This is a genomic window from Microcoleus sp. K1-B1, assembly GCF_036704705.1.
In the GTDB taxonomy this organism is placed as follows: Bacteria; Cyanobacteriota; Cyanobacteriia; order Cyanobacteriales; family Microcoleaceae; genus Microcoleus.
Window position 1 is genome coordinate 1 of sequence record NZ_JAUBSH010000206.1, and the last position, 1,247, is coordinate 1,247.

The 1,247-nt window shown below is 45.9% G+C and carries 1 protein-coding gene; it reads left to right on the forward strand.

From position 1 onward, the window contains the following. The first annotated feature begins 101 nt into the window (after window positions 1–101). Entirely contained in the window at window positions 102–1,025 is a 924-nt protein-coding gene (locus tag QUA83_RS30425; protein ID WP_333297939.1) for a vitamin K epoxide reductase family protein, read from the forward strand. Window positions 1,026–1,247 lie beyond the last annotated feature (222 nt).

Below are 1,247 nucleotides of genomic sequence, written 5' to 3' on the forward strand. Positions count from 1 at the left end.
GTCAACAGTCAACAGTCAACAGTCAACAGTCAACAGTCAACAGTCAACAGTCAACAGTCAACAGTCAACAGTCAACAATTCCCAAATTACTAAATCAAAAAATGATTCGCCGACGTTCAACCCCTTGGATTCATCGCTGGTCTCGGACTGTGATGGCAGCGATCGCAGCCATAGGCGTCGTAGAAACGGCCTATCTCACGATCGCTAAATTCACCAATGGCTCGGTCATTTGTCCCACCAGCGGCTGTGACAAAGTTCTCAACAGTCCCTACGCTACAGTCTTTGGCACAGTCCCTTTAAGTTTGTTAGGCTGTCTGGCTTACCTGAGCATAGCAATCCTGGCATTGGCTCCCAAAGCTGTAAATCCCGCCACCAATAAAGGACTGCACTCTCAACTAGAAAACAAAACTTGGCAAGCGCTATTTATCATCACTGCTGCGATGGTAATTTTCAGCAGCTATTTGATGTATTTGATGGCTTTTGAAATTCAGGATTTGTGCATTTACTGCGTCACTTCTGCCTTATTTGCGCTGTCGCTGTTTGTGCTGGTGCTAGTCGGGCGCGAGTGGGAAGATATCGGACAGTTGGTGTTTACAGGCATTTTGGTGGCAATGGTGAGTTCGATCGGCGCATTGGGACTTTATAACAGCGTCAAATCCCCTCCTCCTATTGTCTCTACCCCCGGAATTGCACCCCCTGCCGTCACTACAACCTCCGGCGCGGCACAAATTGCTTTGGCCCGCCACCTCCGACAAATCGGCGCTAAAGAGTACGGCGCTTATTGGTGTCCCCATTGCCACGACCAAAAAATGCTGTTCGGCAAAGAAGCAGCCAAAATAATTGATTATTTTGAATGCGATCCCAGGGGGCAAAATTCCCGTGCTGAAATTTGCCAAGCTGCTGCTGCTAATGTTAAAGGTTTCCCGACTTGGGAGATTAATGGTCAGTTTTATGCGGGGACACAATCTTTGGATAAACTCGCTGATTTATCGGGTTACACCGGCCCCCGCAACTTTCAAAACTAACAGGAAAGTTGGAGATTATAGATGACAGATTTTAGATTGATGGGCAGGAAATATCCGGGTTTTTAACTTATTTTATTCTTGGCTCGTGCTGCGAATTAATCTAAATTTTTGCATCTATAATCAATAAAAAAATAGTAAAAATTAGTGATATAGCCTTTCTCAGAAAGATGAGGTACTCATGGGCATAGGGCATAGGGCATAGGGCATAGGGCATAGGGCATA

Bases quoted from the DNA above. Each gene is read 5' to 3' on its own strand.
- QUA83_RS30425 (WP_333297939.1), top strand. From the start codon at position 102: ATGATTCGCCGACGTTCAACCCCTTGGATTCATCGCTGGTCTCGGACT.